General features: G+C 30.8%; 21 protein-coding genes. 6 read left to right on the top strand and 15 right to left on the bottom strand.

Translation table 11 applies throughout. The features are described from left to right. Window positions 1-29 precede the first annotated feature (29 nt). On the bottom strand, window positions 30-626 hold the full coding sequence (locus AJN70_RS00360) for a peroxiredoxin (RefSeq protein WP_002854219.1): 597 nt from the start codon (window positions 624-626) through the stop codon (window positions 30-32). A 205-nt stretch (window positions 627-831) separates the two neighbouring features. Here AJN70_RS00360 and AJN70_RS00355 point away from each other — a divergent pair, with 205 nt between their 5' ends. The 6 genes from AJN70_RS00355 (at window position 832) to AJN70_RS00330 (ending at window position 4,125) form a co-directional block, all read left to right on the top strand. Next, window positions 832-1,116, top strand: a complete 285-nt coding sequence (locus AJN70_RS00355; protein WP_002854354.1) for a DUF362 domain-containing protein — start codon at window positions 832-834, stop codon at window positions 1,114-1,116. A 112-nt stretch (window positions 1,117-1,228) separates the two neighbouring features. After that, window positions 1,229-1,642, top strand: coding sequence for a nucleoside-diphosphate kinase (ndk, locus tag AJN70_RS00350; protein ID WP_002870750.1), 414 nt, complete (start codon window positions 1,229-1,231; stop codon window positions 1,640-1,642). Beyond that, window positions 1,643-1,996, top strand: coding sequence for a hypothetical protein (locus AJN70_RS00345; RefSeq protein WP_044780420.1), 354 nt, complete (start codon window positions 1,643-1,645; stop codon window positions 1,994-1,996). A gap of 23 nt (window positions 1,997-2,019) precedes the next feature. Next, complete coding sequence (gene rpmF, locus AJN70_RS00340) at window positions 2,020-2,166, top strand: 50S ribosomal protein L32 (protein ID WP_002858674.1); 147 nt, start codon at window positions 2,020-2,022, stop codon at window positions 2,164-2,166. 5 nt (window positions 2,167-2,171) lie between these two features. Next, entirely contained in the window at window positions 2,172-3,158 is a 987-nt protein-coding gene (plsX, locus tag AJN70_RS00335; RefSeq protein WP_070233661.1) for a phosphate acyltransferase PlsX, read from the top strand. Beyond that, window positions 3,151-4,125, top strand: coding sequence for a beta-ketoacyl-ACP synthase III (locus tag AJN70_RS00330; RefSeq protein ID WP_002858639.1), 975 nt, complete (start codon window positions 3,151-3,153; stop codon window positions 4,123-4,125). Before plsX ends, AJN70_RS00330 begins: the two co-directional genes overlap by 8 nt. Here the strand turns inward: AJN70_RS00330 and AJN70_RS00325 are convergent. From AJN70_RS00325 to lysA, 14 genes are all read right to left on the bottom strand, one after another. Continuing rightward, window positions 4,122-4,472 (bottom strand): RidA family protein, encoded by a 351-nt coding sequence (locus AJN70_RS00325; protein WP_002854323.1) that lies wholly within the window; start codon window positions 4,470-4,472, stop codon window positions 4,122-4,124. The genes AJN70_RS00330 and AJN70_RS00325 overlap by 4 nt on opposite strands. Further along, window positions 4,469-5,545 (bottom strand): phosphoserine transaminase, encoded by a 1,077-nt coding sequence (serC, locus tag AJN70_RS00320; protein ID WP_002858670.1) that lies wholly within the window; start codon window positions 5,543-5,545, stop codon window positions 4,469-4,471. Before serC ends, AJN70_RS00325 begins: the two co-directional genes overlap by 4 nt. Window positions 5,546-5,554: 9 nt before the next feature. After that, window positions 5,555-6,718, bottom strand: coding sequence for an exodeoxyribonuclease VII large subunit (xseA, locus tag AJN70_RS00315; RefSeq protein ID WP_070295318.1), 1,164 nt, complete (start codon window positions 6,716-6,718; stop codon window positions 5,555-5,557). Beyond that, window positions 6,715-7,422 carry a bifunctional demethylmenaquinone methyltransferase/2-methoxy-6-polyprenyl-1,4-benzoquinol methylase UbiE gene (ubiE, locus tag AJN70_RS00310; RefSeq protein ID WP_070295317.1) on the bottom strand — a complete coding sequence of 236 codons (708 nt, stop codon included), beginning with the start codon at window positions 7,420-7,422 and terminating at the stop codon, window positions 6,715-6,717. Before ubiE ends, xseA begins: the two co-directional genes overlap by 4 nt. 2 nt (window positions 7,423-7,424) lie before the next feature. Then, window positions 7,425-8,621 carry a hypothetical protein gene (locus AJN70_RS00305; RefSeq protein ID WP_070295315.1) on the bottom strand — a complete coding sequence of 399 codons (1,197 nt, stop codon included), beginning with the start codon at window positions 8,619-8,621 and terminating at the stop codon, window positions 7,425-7,427. 45 nt (window positions 8,622-8,666) lie between these two features. Next, window positions 8,667-9,077: a peroxide-responsive transcriptional repressor PerR gene (gene perR / locus AJN70_RS00300; RefSeq protein ID WP_070295313.1), complete on the bottom strand. Its 411-nt coding sequence runs from the start codon at window positions 9,075-9,077 to the stop codon at window positions 8,667-8,669. Window positions 9,078-9,162: 85 nt separating this feature from the next. Beyond that, on the bottom strand, window positions 9,163-11,010 hold the full coding sequence (dxs, locus tag AJN70_RS00295; protein ID WP_070233666.1) for a 1-deoxy-D-xylulose-5-phosphate synthase: 1,848 nt from the start codon (window positions 11,008-11,010) through the stop codon (window positions 9,163-9,165). Then, window positions 11,003-11,833 carry a flagellar assembly protein FliH gene (gene fliH / locus AJN70_RS00290; protein ID WP_070233667.1) on the bottom strand — a complete coding sequence of 277 codons (831 nt, stop codon included), beginning with the start codon at window positions 11,831-11,833 and terminating at the stop codon, window positions 11,003-11,005. Before fliH ends, dxs begins: the two co-directional genes overlap by 8 nt. Window positions 11,834-11,840: 7 nt before the next feature. Next, window positions 11,841-12,869, bottom strand: coding sequence for a flagellar motor switch protein FliG (gene fliG, locus AJN70_RS00285; protein WP_002854670.1), 1,029 nt, complete (start codon window positions 12,867-12,869; stop codon window positions 11,841-11,843). Beyond that, entirely contained in the window at window positions 12,869-14,551 is a 1,683-nt protein-coding gene (gene fliF / locus AJN70_RS00280; protein ID WP_002861099.1) for a flagellar basal-body MS-ring/collar protein FliF, read from the bottom strand. Before fliF ends, fliG begins: the two co-directional genes overlap by 1 nt. Window positions 14,552-14,604: 53 nt before the next feature. Then, window positions 14,605-15,699 carry a histidinol-phosphate transaminase gene (hisC, locus tag AJN70_RS00275; RefSeq protein ID WP_002922251.1) on the bottom strand — a complete coding sequence of 365 codons (1,095 nt, stop codon included), beginning with the start codon at window positions 15,697-15,699 and terminating at the stop codon, window positions 14,605-14,607. Continuing rightward, window positions 15,689-16,762: a prephenate dehydratase gene (gene pheA, locus AJN70_RS00270; protein ID WP_070239982.1), complete on the bottom strand. Its 1,074-nt coding sequence runs from the start codon at window positions 16,760-16,762 to the stop codon at window positions 15,689-15,691. Before pheA ends, hisC begins: the two co-directional genes overlap by 11 nt. Beyond that, window positions 16,756-17,517 (bottom strand): HAD-IIA family hydrolase, encoded by a 762-nt coding sequence (locus AJN70_RS00265; RefSeq protein WP_070239980.1) that lies wholly within the window; start codon window positions 17,515-17,517, stop codon window positions 16,756-16,758. Before AJN70_RS00265 ends, pheA begins: the two co-directional genes overlap by 7 nt. Before the next feature lies 1 nt (window position 17,518). Beyond that, complete coding sequence (gene lysA / locus AJN70_RS00260) at window positions 17,519-18,727, bottom strand: diaminopimelate decarboxylase (protein WP_070239978.1); 1,209 nt, start codon at window positions 18,725-18,727, stop codon at window positions 17,519-17,521. Window positions 18,728-18,748: the final 21 nt, after the last annotated feature.

Here is an 18,748-nt window from a genome sequence, read left to right as displayed (position 1 = left end):
GCCTCATGAAGAGGCTTTATACTAAGAAATTAAAGTTTAGCTTCGTTTTTACCAAGATATTCAGCCACGCCTTTAGGGTTAGCTTTCATACCTTCATCGCCCTTATTCCATCCTGCAGGACAAACTTCACCATGCTCATTTGTAAAAAGCATAGTATCAACCATTCTTAACATTTCATCTATATTTCTACCTAGTGGTAAATCATTAACCACAGCATGGCGAACTGTTCCATCAGCATCAAGCAAGAACGAACCACGAAGGGCAACTGCTTCTGCATAAAGTACATCAAAATTTCTAGCAATCTGCTTAGTTAAGTCAGCAACAAGCGGAAATTTAACCTGACCAATACCACCTTGATTTACTGGAGTATTTTTCCAAGCAAAATGTGAAAATTCATTATCTCCTGAAATTCCAATTACTTCAATACCGCGGTTTTTAAATTCTTGATATCTTTTGTCAAAAGCTATAATTTCTGAAGGACAAACAAAAGTAAAATCTTTTGGATAAAAGAATACTACCGCTCCTTTTGGGCCTATGTTTTTGTAAAGATTAAAATCTTGAACAATTTCATTGTTTCCTAATACCGCTGGAGCAGTAAAATCTAAAGCTTTTTTAGTAACTATCATATTTTCTCCTAAATAATAAATTTTATTGATAACGAAATTATATCGTTTAAATCTTTATTTTTTTTTAAATATCTAAAATAATATTAAAAATTTAAGAAAGTTATAATTATTATCAAATAATGTAAATTTTTGATTATCAAAATTTACATTATTTAAGAATTTTATGCTAAAATCTTTTAAATATTAATATTAAAAAGGAGAAAAAATGGCTGTAAAAATTACAGATATATGTATTGCTTGTGGTTCTTGTATTGATGAGTGTCCAGTGAGTGCTATCGTTGATGATGCTAACAATCCAGAAGGTGAAGATAGATATTATGTTTATGCAAACAAATGCGTTGAATGCGTAGGACATAATGATCAACCAGCTTGTGCCAGTGCTTGCCCAACAGATGGATGTATAGTTTGGAGTGCTGTAGAATCAGGACAACCAAGTCGTGATAATATCGGCGCTGATATGAGAAGCGGGGACACTCCAGTTTTTGCATAATTTTAAAAAATTAAAAAGCTAGAGATTCCTAGCTTTTTCTTTTAATTTAACTTTTTTTAAACAAATTCAAGTATAATTTTAAGCTTTATTAAAATAAGGAGTTATTACAAAGATGGAAAAAACTTTATCTATAATTAAACCTGATGCTGTTAAAAAAGGTGTTATAGGAAAAATTTTAGATCGTTTTGAAAGCAATGGATTAAGAATCGCTGCAATGAAAAAAGTTCAACTTAGTAAAGAACAAGCTGAAAATTTTTATGCTGTTCATAAAGAAAGACCTTTTTTTAAAGACTTGGTTGAATTTATGATTAGCGGTCCTGTTGTTGTTTCTGTGCTAGAAGGAGAAGGTGCCGTATTAAAAAATAGAGATTTAATGGGAGCGACAAATCCTAAAGAAGCTAAAGCAGGAACAATTAGAGCCGATTTTGCTGAGAGTATTGATGCTAATGCTGTTCATGGAAGCGACAGCTTGGAAAATGCAAAAATAGAAGTTGAATTTTTCTTTAAACCAAACGAAATTTGCTAAATGAAAATCCCTTTTTCTAAGATTAACATAAAGGAATATCCTTTTAAACTTAATCTTGAGAATATGATTTTTGAAGGAAATTTAGTAAAAATAAATCCTAAGCTTGTTAAAATAAATGCTATTATGCAAGGTTTTATCTATAGACCTTGTGATAGTTGTGGAACTGAGTTAGAACTTGAAATTAAAGAAAATTTAGAACTTTTTGCAAGTGATGGTATTTTTAAAGATGAAGCAAACAAATTGAGCAATACTATAGAATTTTTCGATGGACATATTGATTTAATAGAAGTTGCTATCAGCGAGCTTGAAGCTTATTTGAGTGATTATTTTTATTGCATAAATTGCAATAATTAATTAAATTTTATAAAGGAGAAAAAATGGCAGTACCAAAGAGAAGAGTGAGCAAAACTCGTGCAGCTAAACGCAGAACTCACTATAAAGTTAGTCTTCCTATGCCTATAAAAGACAAAGATGGAAGCTACAAAATGCCTCACCGTGCGAATCCAACAACTAAGGAATATTAAAATCAATGATTAACATTGCCATTGATGCAATGGGTGGTGATTTTGGAGAAAAACCCATTATAGAAGGCGTTTTAAAGGCACTAGAAGCAAAACCTTTTAACGCTATCTTAGTGGGAAATTCTAAAATTCTAAAACCTTTAATACCAAAAAAATTAGAGCAATATATACAATACGAAGAAGCTAGTGAAATTTTTTCGATGAATGAAAATGCCACAGATGCTTTAAAAAATAAAGAAACAACCATATACAAAGCTATTAATTTATTAAAAGAAAAAAAAGTAGATGCTGTAGTTTCAGCGGGTCATAGTGGAGCAAGTATGTCTTTGGCTACCTTAAGGCTTGGAAGACTTAAAGGTATTTCAAGACCTGCTATTGCCACTTTAATGCCAAATATCGTTAACAAAACTTTACTTTTGGATGTTGGAGCTAATACAGATTGTAAAGCTGAAAATTTATTTCAATTTGCCATAATGGGTGAAGTTTATGCTAAAGAAATTATGCAAATTCAAAAACCACGCCTTGCTTTACTTTCTAATGGTGAAGAAGAATGCAAAGGTAATGAACTTACCAAAGAAAGTCATCAGCTTATGAAAAAAATTCCAAATTTTATAGGTAATGCTGAAGGTAGAGATATTTTCAATGGTGAAATAGATGTTTTAGTCTGCGATGGTTTTGATGGAAATGTTATCTTAAAGGCTTGTGAAGGTGTGGCAACAGCTATTTTTCAACTTCTAAAAAACGAAGTAAAGCAATCTTTTATTTCTAAAATAGGTGCTTTACTTATGAAGCCATCTTTTAAAAAATTAAAAAAACACACAGATTGGCAAGAATATGGCGGAGCACCCCTTCTTGGAGTTAATGGCTGCGTGATCATAAGTCATGGAAAAAGCGATTCTAGAGCTATTAAAAATGCAATTTTTCAAGCTATAAATTTTAGCCAATCTCATATCAATAAATTTATAGAAAATGAACTTGGGAAATACAATGCTTAAAGCCAGTCTTAAAAGTATAGCTTCTTATATTCCAGAAAAAATTTTAAGCAATGCTGATCTTGAAAAAATGGTAGATACCACCGATGAATGGATCACTAGACGCACAGGTATTAAAGAAAGGCGCATTGCTAGTGAAAATGAAAATACTAGCGATTTGGGCACAAAAGCTGCATTAAAAGCCATAGAAAGAGCAAATTTAAAACCTGAAGATATTGATGCGATTCTTGTAGCTACTTTAAGTCCTGATTATTTTACTATGCCTTCAACGGCTTGTAAAATTGCTTCAAATTTAGGACTTGTAAATATTAGCGCTTTTGATATTTCAGCAGCTTGTTCTGGTTTTATCTATTTGCTTGAACAAGCTAAAGCCTTAGTAGAAAGTGGTTTGAAAAAAAATGTTTTAATCATAGGAGCTGAAAAAACAAGTTCAATTATGGATTACAATGACAGAAGTATTTGCATACTCTTTGGAGACGGTGCAGGTGCTGGAGTTGTAAGTTTGGATAATGAAAATCATATCCTTGATGTACATACTGCAAGCAATGGTAATTATGGAGATCTTTTAATGACTCAAAGATCGCAAAAATCAAGCCTATGTCAAACACTTTCTATGCAAATGAAAGGCAATGAAGTTTTTAAAATAGCAGTAAACACGCTTAGTAATGATGTTGTAGAAATTTTAGCTAAAAATAACATTTTAGCACAAGAAATTGATCTTTTTATTCCTCATCAAGCTAATCTACGCATCATTAAAGCCGTTCAAGAAAAACTCAATCTAAGCGATGAAAAATGTGTGATCACTGTACAAAAATATGGCAATACTTCAGCTGCTTCTATACCTATGGCAATGAATGATGCCTATGAAGAAGGTCGACTTAAAAAAGGAAATCTGATCTTACTAGATGCTTTTGGCGGTGGTTTTACTTGGGGATCTGCGCTTTTAAAATTTGGAGGAGAGAATTTTTAATTCTCTCTTAGCTTTCCAAAAGCTTGAATTTCTACCAAATAACCCTCTGCTAAAGCACTTCCTACACAAGCTCTAACAGGTTTAGGATAATTTTTAATCCAAGCATCATAAATTTCATTCATTGCATCAAAATCTTGCATATTAGCTAACCAGATTTGAATTTGAATCAAATCTCCTTTGTTTGCGCCTATTTTTTCAAACAAAGCATCAAGTTCTGCAAGCGCTTCTTTAGTTTGTTTTTTAATATCTCCGCTAGGTTCAAAAGCCACTTGTCCTGCAGTCTTAAAATATTTATCAAAAACAATAATTTGCGACATTCTATCGCACTCATCAAAACGCTTTATCATGCATATTTTCCTTGAAATTCTTTCATAAATTCACACAAGGTTTTTACCTGATCCAAATTAAGCGCATTATAAATACTTGCACGAATTCCTCCTAAAATTCTATGTCCTTTAAGTCCTATCATTCCAGCTTCTTCGGCTTCCTTTACAAAAAGAGGCTCTAAATCTTTATTTTTAGCAATATTAAAACTCACATTCATTAAAGATCTATCCTTTTTATCTGCATGTCCTTTATAAAATCCATTACTTAAATCAATACATTCATAAAGCATAGTAGCTTTTTGAGAATTTTTCTCATGCACTTTATCAAGCCCACCTTGATTTAAAAGCCAATCCATTTCAAGATTAAACATATAAATGGCAAAGGTTGGAGGCGTGTTAAACAAGGACTGATTCTCAGCATGAGTCAAATAATTTAACATACTAGGAATTTGTTTATTTTTAGATCTTTCTAACATATCTTTACGGATAAAAATACAACTTAAACCCGAAATTCCAGCATTTTTTTGCACTCCGCCATAAAAAAGAGCAATATTTGAAAAATCTACTTTTCTAGAAAAAAAATCACTCGATGCATCCACAATCAAAGGAGTTTTAGTTTTAGGATAATTTTGATATTGAGTGCCGTAAATAGTATTGTTAGAACAAATATAAGCATAATCAGCATTATCGCTAAATTCCACTCTAGGAATATGATCGAAATTACTTTCCTCACTACTTGCTACGGTTTTAACATTGACACCTAAAATTTGTGCTTCTTTAATCGCTTTTTTTGTCCAAACTCCTGTATTTGCATATTCACAAACCCCATTTAAAGCTAAATTCATAGGAATCATAGCAAATTGCAAACTTGCTCCACCTTGTAAAAATAATACTTCATAATCATCATTTAACTCGTAAAGTTTTTTAGCTTTCTCTTGTGCTCCAAAATGCACTTCTTCAAATACTTTTGTGCGGTGAGAAATTTCCATTATAGAATAACCCCTACCCTGATAATCACAGAGTTCTTTTTGAGCTTGCTCTAAAATTTCTAAAGGTAAAGTCGATGGCCCTGCACTGAAATTGATTTTTCTCATAATCTATCCTTATAAAATTTTTGCTTCTTTTTGAGAAGTTTGAGAACTTAAAATAACGATATCATCACTCTTAAGATCTTCTAAATTTGCTATTTTACCATTTTTTCTGATACAAATAAACTTTTTGCTTTTATTAAAAAAATTCTCATGTTGCAAATAAGCATTTTGCAATTTATCTAATTTTAATTCATTATAACGCATTTGATTTGCCAATAGATGATTTAATTGCTTTTCTATATTATGGCTTTGTTTTATTTTTTCATCTATTATTTTTGGCAAAGAATTAAATTTGAAAAATTTGCTTAAATTTAAAAGCAAATTTTCATAATTTTGTATTTTATAATTCCAAAGTTGCATTAATTTTTCTTCCATTAAATCCAAACTTTGCTCTATATCCAACTTAGAATAAAACAAAGTATCTATAGCAGCTGAAGGCGTTGGAGCTCTAAAATCTGCAACAAAATCACTAATAACATAATCAATCTCATGTCCTATGGCTGAAATGATAGGAGTTTTTGCTTTAAAAATCTCTCTTGCTAAATTTTCATCATTAAAACAAAAAAGATCTTCCCTGCTTCCTCCACCACGTGCTATAATAAGAATATCTAAATCCATATCATCAGCTTTTTTTAAAGCTTGCATAAGGGAAAAAGAAGCATTGCTTCCTTGAGTTAAAGTATCAAAAATATAAATTTTTGCCAAAAAATATTCTTTTTGATGAATAAGTTTTAACATATCTTGCAAAGCAGCAGAAGTTTTTGAAGTGATAATACCTACTTTTTTAGGAAATTTTGGCAGAGATTTTTTAAAGCGTGGATCAAAAAGTCCTTCTTTTTGCAAACGCTCTTTTAAAGCCAAAAACTGTGCTTCCAAATCCCCAAAACCTGCTTTTTTCATACTAGTAGCGATAAATTGATAACGACCACTTTCAGGATATAAACTCACACTTCCACAAAGCTCTAAAAAATCCCCCACTGCGGGTTTAAATCCGACTTTTAAATTAGCTCCTTTAAACATAGCACAAGCAATGCTTGATCTTTCGTCTTTTAAATCAAAATACCAATGCCCTGAACCATGCAAAGTGATTTTTGAAATTTCTCCACTTAAAACTATATCCTCAAAATGTGTTTCTAATAAAGCCTTTGCTTTAAGATTTAATTCTGTTGGTGTCATAGTTTTTTTGCTATAAACATTGAACTCACGCCAAAGCTAAAACTTTTATAATCAAGCATTTTAAAACCAGCATTTTTAAGCTCTAAAATAAACTCTTCCTTACTTAAAAATCCTTCAATAGAATTTGGCAAATACTCATAAGCACTTTTATTTTTACTGATTATCCCACCTATACTTGGTAAAATATTTTTAAGATAAAAATCTCTACAAGCTGCTATAAATCCACCCTTTTCTCTTTTTGTAAATTCCAAAACTACCAAAATACCATCTTTTTGGAGTACTCTAGCAAATTCGCTTAAGGCTTTTTGTCTTTCTACAACATTGCGAATGCCATAACTAATACTTAAAATATCTAAACTTTGACTTTCTAAAGGCAAATTTTGCGCCCCTGCTTCTATAAATTCGACATTTGGAAATTTTTCTCTTGCAACATTTAGCATACCACTACTTGGATCAATACCTTTAATATTTAAAATATTTTTTTCCATTTTTAAAGCACTCTCTTGCCAAATCTCTATCATATCCCCTGTGCCACAAGCAATATCAGCGATTTTTAAATCTTTTTTTAAATACAAACTCATCACTCTTTGGCAAGCTTTTTTACGCCACGCTACATCAGCTCCAAAGCTTAAAATTCTATTCGCCTTATCATAAGTAGGTGCAATTTGATTAAACATTTCTATAATTTTTTCTTGTTTTTGCATTTTTATCCTTTGTAAATTTTCAAATTTTTACTTGATTTTTTAAGCAATTTGTAAAATTTATTTTTATTATTGATTATTTTGGAAAAAATATTTTTATCCCTATCTTTACAATATTTTTCATAAAGTTTGTTTAAATTTTTTATCTCTAAAAAACGATAAAAATATTCTAAAAATATTGCTAATTCAAAAAAACTATTTTCAAAAAGCTCTAAATCAAAATTTTTTAGTATATTTTTTCTAAATAAAATAATTTTTTTTCTAAGTTCTAACGCAATAAGTTGTTTAAAAAACCTATCTTTGCAATCGCCTTCATAAAAAGAATTTTCTTTTATAAAAAAATCAAAATCATTAAACAAATCTTGGATTTTTTCATCGCTTAAAAATAGCAATAAATCTTGATTTGAATTTTCACTTGCTAAAATATCTTGAGTTTTTTTCGTTATATCTTTAAACTTTAAAGCCAAAATATTACTCAAATTTTTATCTAAAATAGTATTCATGCTTGATAAAACTATATACAAACTTCTTGAATAAAATAAAAATTCGCATAAACTTTGCTTATCTTTTCTCTCTAAAGATAAAGTCCAATAAAATTTTAATTTTTTAAATAAATAAAATAAAAAAATCCTAAATCCATCATAAGCATTAATATAATTTGGAAAATCCAAGCTAAAATTCTGATTTTTTTCTATAATTTTAAAACATTTCTCTATATCAAACTTTTGATATTCAAAACCATATAAAACGATATGTTTAGAATTTAAATCATAATGTAATTCTTTTTGAATTTTAAAATCTTTAGGAATTTTAAATTCATTGGAGCTATCCAATGTTGGAAAAAATATTTTTAAAATACAAATTTTAGGCTCTTCATAAATATCAATATAACTTTTTAAAGAGCACAATTTAAATTCGAAGCGTTCTTTTTTAATGCTCTTTCCTATAATCTTTTTTCGAGCTTTTTCAAATTTTTTTTTAGAAATTTTCTCTTCTTGATTCTGTTCTAAAATTGAATTATTAAATTTTGTAATTTTATAAAATTCATTGCAAAAACTTTGAAATTTAACACTATGATTTGAAGTTATTTGAGTATAAAAAGTTTCAAATTTAGAATTTCGAAAAGGTATATTATCTTTTTTTAAATTCTCTAAAAGAGTGCAGTCAGATAGTAAAAAGTTTTTTTGAATTTCATAAACCATTAAAATAACCCTTAAAATATATGGGCTATTTTAACTTTATTTTGCTTAATGACACTTTTTACAACTATCAACATAAGCACAAACGGACAGATAATTGACGAGATTGCCTATCTTTTTTTCTAAATGCTCTTGATATTCATAAAGCTTAGCATCTTTAAAACTTAAATCCTCTATACCACCACATTTGGTGCAAACTACATGAATATGTTCTTCTTCATAAATATCGTAACAAGTTTTTTGATTTAAAACATTGATTTCAACAACTAAACCTTGCTTTTGTAAAGTATTAAGATTTTTATAAACCGTCGCTAAAGAGATTGAAGGGTATTCTTTTTTAATTTCTGTATATAACTCATCAATATTAGGATGCTCATGTCTTTTTAAAATTTTTAAAACACATAGTCTTTGCGGAGTAGCTTTTAACTCATGTTTTTTAAGCATTTGTAGTAATTCCATTGTATTTATTCCTTGCTTTTTTAAGTGGAAATAATAATAAAATTTTTATTAAAAGAAGTTTATATTAAATAATATTTTTTATTATTTAATGATAAAATTTTAAAACTTTCGTCAACAAACTATTGACATCTTTTTCTAGATTTTTTTCCACCTCACTTGTTTTTCCATGTTCAATAAATTTGTCTTCATATTCAAAGCTAATAACTTTTACATGCAAATCATATTTTTGTAAAAAATTATTAATTAAACTTTCTATACCGCCAATTTTAACATTTTCACTAAAAATAAACCAAATTTTACTTTTTTTAGCAAGCTCACACAAAAGCTCTTCATCTAAAGGTTTAGCAAAAATTAAATCAATCAAATTAGCATTATTATTCATTTCTTGCAAGGCTCTTAAAACTTGCCACGCTTTTGCCACACCTTGTCCATAACCTAAAAAAGCAATTTCACTACTATTTTTTACAAGCCATTGCGCCTTACCAAGTTTTATCTCACAAGGATTAAATTCTTTATCCAAAATAAAACTCCCTCTAGGATAACGAAAAGCAATAGGTCCTTGATGTAAATAAGCATACTCCATTATATTTTGCATCATTTGTTCATCTCTTGGAGCTAAAAGAGTGAAATTTGGCAAAGGAGCTAAAAAACTAAGATCAAAAACACCTTGATGCGTCTCCCCATCTTCGCCTACTATCCCTGCTCTATCCATAGCAAAAACCACATTTAAATTCATAATCGCACAATCATGAATCACTTGATCATAAGCACGCTGTAAAAAGGTGCTATATATTGCAATAAAAGGTTTAAATCCTTCTTTTGCCATAGCGGCCATAGAAGTTACTGCATGCTGTTCTGCAATAGCCACATCCCAAAAACGATTTGGATATTTTTCTATAAGCTTATCAAGACCTGTTCCACTTGGCATAGCCGCCGTAACCCCAACAATATTTTCATATTTTGAGGCTAAATCAAGCAAATTCTTAGAAAAAATTTCAGTAGCAGATTTTTTAGCATCACTTTTTTTAACACTCTCTCCACTATCTATATCAAAAGCTCCCACCCCGTGCCATTTAGCATGTTTTCCTTCAGCTAAAGCATAGCCTTTACCCTTTATGGTTTGAGCATGTATCACACAAGGCTTTTGCATAGCTTTTGCTTGTTTTAATGCAGAAATAATTTCACCTAAATTATGTCCATCAATAGGCCCTATATATTCAAGCCCTAATTCTTCAAACAAAAGCCCAGGAGTAATAAGTTTAAAACTCTCTTCAAAACGCTTGGCCATATAAGTAGCACTATCAGGCAATATATCCAACATTTTAGCAATACGCTTTTTAAAACTTTGATAAAACTGCGTTGCCATAGCCTGAGAAAGATACTTTGAAATTGCTCCAATTGGTTTTGAAATACTCATTTCATTATCATTTAAAAGTATTACGCAAGGAAATTTAGAATCACCCAATTCATTTAAAGCCTCATAGGCCATACCCGCACTTAAAGCACCATCTCCAATCAAAGCAACAGGAATACGTTTTTCACCCTTTAAAGCAATGGCCTTACAAGCACCTACTGCCAAAGAAATAGAGGTGCTAGAATGCCCTGCTACAAAATAATCTCCCTCGCTAGGTTTTGTATAACCACTTAAACCATTGATTTGTCTTAAAGTATCAAATATTTCTTCTTTTCCGCTTAAAAGCTTGTGTGTATAAGATTGATGTGACACATCAAAAATAAAAGGATCTTTTTTTGCATCAAAAACCAAATGCATTGCTATACTAAGTTCTACAGCACCCAAATTTGAACTTAAATGTCCACCATTTTTACTCACAACTTGTATGATTTTTTCACGTATAGATGCTGCTAAATTTTCTAATTCTTTTAAACTTAGCTTTTCTAACTCTTCTTGAGTATGGGCAAATTTTTTACTCATTATTCACCATTTTTTTAATTTTAGTTAGACGAGAGTTAAGATTGGATTCTATATTGCCTGCGTCACTTATAATAATAACACTTCCTTTGCTAATTGCATCATCAAGACTTATTTTAATATGAGCATTCTGATCAAATTGCTCTTTTAAATACTCATAATCCTCTGCATTAACCTTAAGCTCAATTGCACTAGCACCCTTAAGCTCGCCGATTAAATCTTTGGCCAAAGCATAAGCTATCTTACTTGAATTTAGTTCAAGTTCTTTTAAGATTACTTCTTTAGCGATATCTATAGCAGTATCTGCTAATTCTTTCTCGTTTTTTTCTATAAAATTTTCAAGATTTTCACAAGCATTATCGAGCTTGGCTATACTTTTTAAATACTTATCTTTAAAATCACTCAATTCCTTTTGAAATTCTTCTTTTGCTTTCTCATAACCTTCTTTGGCAAATTTTTCTTTAGCATTTTCAAGTTCTGAATTTAAGCGGTTATTAAATTCATTCTCTTGACTTTCTATTTGCATTTGAAGTTTAATAATATTGCTTGACATTTCATCTGTTTTTTTAAGCAAATCTTCAACAAAACTTGGTTGAAATGTTGGAATTTGAGTTTCCATAACAGCTTGCGTAGGGGCAATAGCATGATTTTCTTCGACTGGTTTTTCATCATTTAAAGATATATTAGCATTTTCTTCATCTGGAGTTTGAGTATGTTTTTTTTCACCTATATGATTATCAAATTCTGAAATAACTTTAAAACGATATCCTTCAACAACATGCTGATCAGAAGCCCCACCAGAAATTACATTGCTACGATTAACCATCTCTCACCTACTCTATCATTTCATCCGCATCGCCTGTTTGAACAAGACCTTGTTCTGCAAGTTTTTGCACCACTTCAACAACCTTTCTTTGTGCATCTTCAACATCTTTAACACGCACAGCACCCAAAAAACCCATTTCTTCAAGAAAAGCTTCGCTTGCACGCGTAGACATATTGGCTAAGAATTTTTGCTTTAACTCTTCACTTGCGCCTTTTAAACCTATCATTAAATCACGCTTATCAGCTACTTTTAAAATTTCTCTTATAGCTTGAGTACTAAGTTTTTGTATATCATCGAAAGTGAACATAAGCTCTTTAATAGTCTCTGCTAAGCGTTCATCACTTTGTTCAATATAAGTAATGGTTGATTTGCTTGCTTTTTGACCCAAACGATTAAGCACTTCTGCTACTGCTCTTGGGCCGCCCACTTCAACCTTATAAGAGGTAAGACTTTCAAGCTTGCTTTCTAGCACTGCAGAAACTCTTTTAATAATACTTGGAGAAATATCGCCAAGATTTGCCATTCTTATAACCACCTCAGCCCTTAATTCATCACTAAAATACTCTAAAGTTTCTGCCGCATGAATAGAATCCATGTGTGCCAAAATAAGAGCGATGGTTTGTGGGTGCTCTTTGGTAATAAAGTCTGCAAGTTGCTGTGGTTTAATTTGCGCCAAATAAGCAAAATTTTGATTATTCTCCATACTTTTAGTGAGTTTTTCAAGAATTTTATTTGCAATCTCTGGTCCAAAAGTACGAAAAAGTATTTCTTTAGCATATTCCAAACCACCGCTTTTAATATATTGATTTGATTGAAGCAGAGTGTAAAATTCTTCTAAAACTGCAGTAGCTACGGATCTATCAACATTTTTAGCCATAGCAATATAACGTGAAATTTCTGTAATTACATCAATTTCCATATGTGAAAACACAGAAGTTGTTGCATCTTCGCCAAGTTGTATAAGAAATATCGCCACCTTTTCAGGCATCGATAAATCATCATAGACCATTTTTTGTTCTTCACTTAGCTTTATCATCACATATCCTTTTCACCAAATTCACTATCGTTTTGAATTAAATTTTGCAAAAGTGCAGCAATTTCCTCGCTTTTATCACTTACCAAACCACGCAATTTTTCAAGCAAAACCTCATACTGGATAGAATCTTCATTGAAATTATCTCCAAAACCAAGTTGTTCTTCAACTTTTTTCCTTGCTGCATTCATTTTTTCCAAAGTATCTTCAACATCATCTAAAACAGCATTTGGACCTTGCTGCATTTCTTCTTGCGCTGCGACATCTTCAAGCATTTTTTGAGTAAATGGAGTAATAACTTTTTTGTAAAAAATAAAAAGTAAAATCGCTGCAATAAAATACTTAACCGGTGGAATAAACGGCTCAATAAAACGATTATAAAAAGTTTTAACTTTACTCTCAACTCTAATCGACTCACGATGAAATGGTAAATTTTGAACTACAACACTATCACCTCTAGTAGCACTAAAATTAATAGTATTTTTAACTATACTCTCAACACTTGCAAGCTCTTCTTTGGTTAATGGAACATATTCGCTTTTCACATCCCCATTTTCATCAACCACATCTTGATATTTTCCATCTATAGTAACAGCTGCTGAAGTGCGTAAAACTGTTGCAAATTGTTTTTTGGTATTTGTAATAGTTTTAGAAAGTTCATTATTCGTAGTAACTTGATTTTTTTTATAAGTGTCAATTTGACCCTTATTGTCAAGTCCTTCAACAGGACCTATATTAGAAACAGCACCTGGAACACCCTGAATTTCTGGATCTTTTCTACCTGTTCTTTCCTCGTTTAAAGTTTGCTCGCTACGCACTATAGGATTTGGATCATAAATTTCACTTTGAGATTCTTGCTTGGAAAAATCAAAATCTATATTTACACTCACTTTTACTTTATCCATACCACCTGCAAAAGGAGCTAAATTTTCTATAATCTTATCTTCTAAAGCTTTTTCTTGATCACTTTTAAATTTAATTTGCGCACGAACCAAATCATCTTCATATGCTTCTTGCTCATCTAAAGGCACACCACTTTGATCACTAATCTTAACATTTTCTTTAGTAAGTTTTGGAACCGCCGCTGAAACAATATTTTTTATACCATCAATTTGTTTTCTAGTAAGCTTTAAGCCTTCGCGAACATTAACAACAACTGAAGCTGTAGGCGGAATTTGCCTTTCGGTAAAAACACTATCTTTAGGAAATGCTATGTGTACAACAGCGCTACGAATAGGTTCTAAAGTCTCAATAGTTCTTGCAAGTTCGCCTTCTATGGCTCTTTGGTATTTTACCTTTTGTTCTTCATTTGTAGCTCCAAAAGCTTGAGTATCAAAAGCTTCAAAACCCACGCGACTATCTTTTATAAGACCTTCGCTTGCAATAAACATTCTTTGACGATAAACCTGATCTTGTGGAACTAAAATTTTATTTTCACTTTCTAATTTATAGGGAATATTATTTTGTTCAAGTTTAGCTACAATTGCAGCAGAAGAACTTGGACTTACATTTTCAACTAAAACTGCATATCCATTATTTGCATTACTACCACTTCCGCGAAATAAAGCTAAAAAAACCAAAAACCCAACCACCACTACAATAGATGCAGCAATCACTATACGCTGCTTGCGAGTTAAATTTTGATAAAGTTGCCCAATTTGATGAAACATATTTTTAAAATCCATTAATTCTCATCCCTTAGTTTGGCGAATTTTACATATTTTTATTTGATTTATATCTATCTTAAAATCTTATCAAATTCTGTAAAAAATCTTTCATTTTCATAAGATGTTCCTATAGTAATGCGTATAGCATTTAAACCATAGCTTTTTAAATTTCTTATTATTATACCCTTTTTAAGCAATTTTTCAGACAAATCTGTACTATTTTTTTCATCAAAAAAATAAGTGATGAAATTTGTATAACTATCAATGATTTTGATATTATGTTTTTTAGCAAATTCTTTATAAAGCTCCATTTGAGAAAAATTATTCTCTAAAGTTTTTTCAGTAAATTCATCATCATCCATTGCTGCAACTGCTGCTTTTAAAGCAAGATTGCTCACATTAAAAGGCGCACGAAGCTTGTAAAATGCACTAATAATACTAGCATCAGCTATGCCATAACCAATGCGTAAGCCTCCTAATCCATAAAGCTTAGAAAAAGTTCCCAAATAAAGTACATTGTCAAATTCTTTAATCAATTCACAAGGTTCTAAATGTTTTTTGCTATCTTTAAAACTTGCAAATTCATTATAAGCTGCATCAATCACAACTAAACAATCCTCCTCCACACCTTTAATAAATTTGGTCACTTCACTTGCATCCAAACACTCGCCTAAAGGATTGTTTGGCAAGCATAAGAAAATGAGTTTAATTTCATCTTTGTGCGTTTCATAAAGCTTTTTAAACTCATCTAAATTATGAGTAATGCTTTGAGTTTTATAGCACTTTGCACCGCATTGTTTGGCGTAAATTTCATACATAGCAAAGGTAACTCCAGCTTGCAAAAAAGCATTTTTAGAATTTAACTTAGCATGTATAGCAAATTCAATCACTTGATCACTGCCTGCACCGATAATAATATTTTCATTTTGAACTTTGTATTTTTGAGCCAATGTGCTTTTAAGTTCTATCATACTATCATCAGGGTAAAGATGGGCTTTGTTTGCATTTTGTCTTAAACATTCTATAGCTTTTGGTGGCGTGCCAAAAGGATTTTCATTACTTGCTAATTTTATCACTTCTTTAACGCCATATTCTTTAGCAATAACTTCTATATCTTTGCCGGGTTCATAATTGCTTAAATGATTTAAAAATTCATTAAATTTCATCTTTCTCTCCTGATAAATAAGATCCAAGCCAAACAATCTCTTGTATATCTTTTAAAGCTTTTTTTACATTTTCATCATCAATATGCCCTTCAAAATCTATATAAAAACTGTGTAAAAATTCTTTTGATTTTACAGGACGAGATTCAAGCTTGGTAAGATTGATATTTTCTTTTTTAAACTGCTCTAATAAAAAGCTAAGCCCCCCAGGTTTATGTGCTGTGTGTGCTAAAATAGAAGTTTTACAATTTGGCATTTTAGGATTTTTAATATCGCTTAAAATTAAAAATCTTGTTTTATTGGCTGCATTATCTTCTATTTTATCAAAAAGCACAGGCACATTATAAAGCTTAGCCGCTATTTTAGAGCAAATTGCTGCTGCATATTTATCTTGCGAAGCTAGATAAGCCGCATTAGCTGTAGATTTTGAAGGAACAAATTCTATAGCACTAAGTTCATGACTTTCTAAAAATTTACGACATTGATTATAACCTTGTGGATGCGAATAAATACGTTTGATTTCTTTTAAATTTTCATTAATTCCCACAAAAGAATGATGAATATCCATATAAATTTCACCAAAAATTTTAAGCTCATTATACCTACCTAGACAATCTAAAGTAATACCTACTGCACCTTCGGTATTATTTTCTATAGGCACAACACCGTATTTTGCTTCTTTGTTGCTTAACTCTTTAAAAACATCTTCGATATTAGCCAAGGCTATATAACGACTCATCGCTCCAAAACGACTTCTTGCTGCTTGATGAGTATAAGTTCCTTCAGGCCCTAAATAAGCTATAGTTTGAGGCATTTCTAAATTTCTTGAAACTGCAAAAATTTCTTGATAAATTGCCTCTATGGCATTTTGATCTAAAAGTCCTAAATTTGCATTTTTTAAACGATTGATAATGGCTCTTTCGCGCTCAGGACGATAAATACTTCCCCCGCTACTTTGTTTAAGCTCGCCTATGCTTTTAACATAAGTCATTCTTTCGTTTAAAAGTTCTAAAATTTTATCATCAACCGCATCGATTTTATTTCTAAATTCTTCTAAATTTAGCATTTTAGCTCCTTTAAAAACTCAAAAACACTAGGATAAACTCCATCAAGCAAATCCGTATCAAGCCCTTTTGTGTCGCTTATTTTGCCGCTTAAAACTAACAAGGTTTTCATGCCGAGTTCTTTTGCCTTAAGCAAATCTCCTCTAAAATCATCACTAATGATTTTAATATCTTCAAAATCGATTTTTGAATTTTGTCTTCTTATCAAATTTAAAGCTTCTTTATAAAAAGCAATGCTAGGCTTACCCACAACCTCGTATTTAAAATCAATAGCATTTTTAAGCATAGCCATAATGCTACCTACACCAGGATAAGGCCTGCCATCTTTTTTATAAATGCTAGTTTCGTGCATAGCTATAAACCTAACTTCTCTTCTAGCAAATTCTATCATACTAGCAAAATCTTTAAATTTAAAATCATCATAACTAGCTACAAGCACAGCACTAGGATTTACAAAATCAAGTTCAAAACCAAGATTTTCAAGACTTTTTACAAACTCATCTGCACCAAAAGCCACAACTTTACAAGGTTTTAAAAGGTGTTTTAAAACGCTAAAAGGATCAATATAAGCATTTTCTTTTATAGCCAATCCTTTTTGCTGTAATTTTTCTAAAAAATCAAGTTTTTTTGTATTGTTAGTAATAATAACATAAGGAAGATTTTTTGCATTTAAAAAATCGATCAATTCTTTAGCACCATGGATTAAACTCTTATCATGATCAGAAATTAAAGTCCCTTGAACATCTAAAAAAAACATTTTAAGCCTTTAAAAATTTCTCTTCTAAAACGATTTGATTTTCAAAATTTTCTCTTTGACGGATCAATCTTACCTGTCCTTCTTCAAGGGCTAATTCGCAAACTTTATTACGAGTATTGTAGTTACTACTCATGCTAAAACCATAAGCTCCAGTATTTTTAATAACCATTATATCACCACTTTGAGTGCTAGGTAAAGACCTTGCTTTAGCAAAAAAGTCTCCACTCTCACAAATTCCACCTACAACATCACATAAACTCTCTTGGGCTTGAGTATAAGGTAAGATTATTTCATGATAAGCCTCGTATAAACTTGGGCGTATAAGATCATTCATCGCTCCATCTACTACAACAAAACGCTTGGTTTTATTTTGTTTTTCATAAAGTACTGAACAAACAAATTCTCCACTTTTAGCAACTAAATACCTTCCAGGCTCCATTCCTATGGTTAAATCAAGCCCATGAAGTTGTGCTAATATACCTTGTGCATAATTATAAAGATCAACTTCACACTCATCTTTTTCATAAGCCACACCCAAGCCACCGCCTATATCAAAAAATTTAAGATCGATTTGCAAGGCTTTTAACTCTCTTACAAGTTTTGCGACAATGGCTGCTGCTTCATGAATAGGAGAAATATCTAAAAGTTGCGAACCTATATGAAAATGCACTCCAACAGGCTCTAAAAAAGATGAATTTTTTGTATAAAGATACATTTTTCTTGCTATATCAATTTCAACACCAAATTTATTTTCATTTAATCCTGTAGAAATATAAGGATGAGTTTTTGCATCAACATTTGGATTAACACGAATACTAATTCTTGCCTTTAGATTAAGTTCTTTAGCCACACTTTCTAAAAGCATCATTTCAGCTTCGCTTTCAAGGTTAATATATAAAATATCATATTCTAAAGCTTGTCTTAACTCTTCTTTGGTTTTTCCTACTCCACTAAAAATAATCTTATAAGCTTTTGCCCCTGCTTTTAAGGCACGCTTTACCTCGCCTATACTCACACAATCAAATCCACTATCTAAATTTGCAAGCATTTGCAACAAACTTAAATTTGAATTGGCTTTTACAGCATAAAAAATTTGAGATTTTCTAGCCTTAAAAGCCTCTTTGAGATTTAAAAAACGCTCTTTTATGAAATCAAAATTGTAAATATAAAAAGGAGTATTAAATTCTTGCTTTAATTGTTTATAATCCATATTTAACCTTTAATTTTTATA

This window comes from Campylobacter sp. BCW_4341 (genome assembly GCF_001764255.1).
Taxonomy (GTDB): domain Bacteria; phylum Campylobacterota; class Campylobacteria; order Campylobacterales; family Campylobacteraceae; genus Campylobacter_D; species Campylobacter_D jejuni.
Note: the sequence above shows the minus strand (reverse complement) of the source record. Positions and strands in the feature narration are given on the sequence as shown.